Origin of the sequence: Kurthia massiliensis (genome assembly GCF_000285555.1) — a bacterium.
GTDB classification, from domain to species: domain Bacteria; phylum Bacillota; class Bacilli; order Bacillales_A; family Planococcaceae; genus Kurthia; species Kurthia massiliensis.
Genome location: NZ_CAEU01000072.1, coordinates 1 through 1667 on the forward strand (window position 1 = coordinate 1; position 1667 = coordinate 1667).

The following is a 1667-nucleotide window of genomic DNA, read 5'->3' on the forward strand; positions in this document are numbered from 1 at the left end:
CCTTCAAAACTGAACAGCAAGTGTAATCTTAGATGAACCAAGTTCATCTTTCCGTTATATTCCTTAGAAAGGAGGTGATCCAGCCGCACCTTCCGATACGGCTACCTTGTTACGACTTCACCCCAATCATCTATCCCACCTTAGGCGGCTGGCCCCATAAAGGTTACCCCACCGACTTCGGGTGTTACAAACTCTCGTGGTGTGACGGGCGGTGTGTACAAGGCCCGGGAACGTATTCACCGCGGCATGCTGATCCGCGATTACTAGCGATTCCGGCTTCATGTAGTCGAGTTGCAGACTACAATCCGAACTGAGAACGGTTTTATGAGATTGGCTTACCCTCGCGGGCTCGCAGCTCTTTGTACCGTCCATTGTAGCACGTGTGTAGCCCAGGTCATAAGGGGCATGATGATTTGACGTCATCCCCACCTTCCTCCGGTTTGTCACCGGCAGTCTCCTTAGAGTGCCCAACTAAATGATGGCAACTAAGAATAAGGGTTGCGCTCGTTGCGGGACTTAACCCAACATCTCACGACACGAGCTGACGACAACCATGCACCACCTGTCACCAATGTCCCCGAAGGGAAAAGTTCTATCTCTAGAACGGTCATTGGGATGTCAAGACCTGGTAAGGTTCTTCGCGTTGCTTCGAATTAAACCACATGCTCCACCGCTTGTGCGGGCCCCCGTCAATTCCTTTGAGTTTCAACCTTGCGGTCGTACTCCCCAGGCGGAGTGCTTAATGCGTTAGCTGCAGCACTAAGGGGCGGAAACCCCCTAACACTTAGCACTCATCGTTTACGGCGTGGACTACCAGGGTATCTAATCCTGTTTGCTCCCCACGCTTTCGCGCCTCAGTGTCAGTTACAGACCAGACAGTCGCCTTCGCCACTGGTGTTCCTCCAAATCTCTACGCATTTCACCGCTACACTTGGAATTCCACTATCCTCTTCTGCACTCAAGTCTCCCAGTTTCCAATGACCCTCCCCGGTTGAGCCGGGGGCTTTCACATCAGACTTAAGAAACCACCTGCGCGCGCTTTACGCCCAATAAATCCGGACAACGCTTGCCACCTACGTATTACCGCGGCTGCTGGCACGTAGTTAGCCGTGGCTTTCTGATAAGGTACCGTCAAGGTACGTTCATTACCTAACGTACTTGTTCTTCCCTTACAACAGAGTTTTACGATCCGAAAACCTTCATCACTCACGCGGCGTTGCTCCATCAGACTTTCGTCCATTGTGGAAGATTCCCTACTGCTGCCTCCCGTAGGAGTTTGGGCCGTGTCTCAGTCCCAATGTGGCCGATCACCCTCTCAGGTCGGCTATGCATCGTTGCCTTGGTGAGCCGTTACCTCACCAACTAGCTAATGCACCGCGGGTCCATCCTGTAGTGACGCCGAAGCGCCTTTTAGCTTAAAGTCATGAGACTAAAAGAATTATCCGGTATTAGCTCCGGTTTCCCGAAGTTATCCCAGTCTACAGGGCAGGTTACCCACGTGTTACTCACCCGTCCGCCGCTAAATCAGAGAAGCAAGCTTCTCGTCATTCGCTCGACTTGCATGTATTAGGCACGCCGCCAGCGTTCGTCCTGAGCCAGGATCAAACTCTCCATAAAAAGTAGTTTGAAAGCTCATTTGCTTTGCTAGCGTTATCAATTGATAACAA

Annotated in this window: 1 rRNA gene; it reads right to left on the minus strand. The window is 51.6% G+C overall.

The features are described 5' to 3' along the window. Positions 1-67: 67 nt before the first annotated feature. Positions 68-1617 (minus strand): 16S ribosomal RNA (locus KMHG_RS16840). Positions 1618-1667 lie beyond the last annotated feature (50 nt).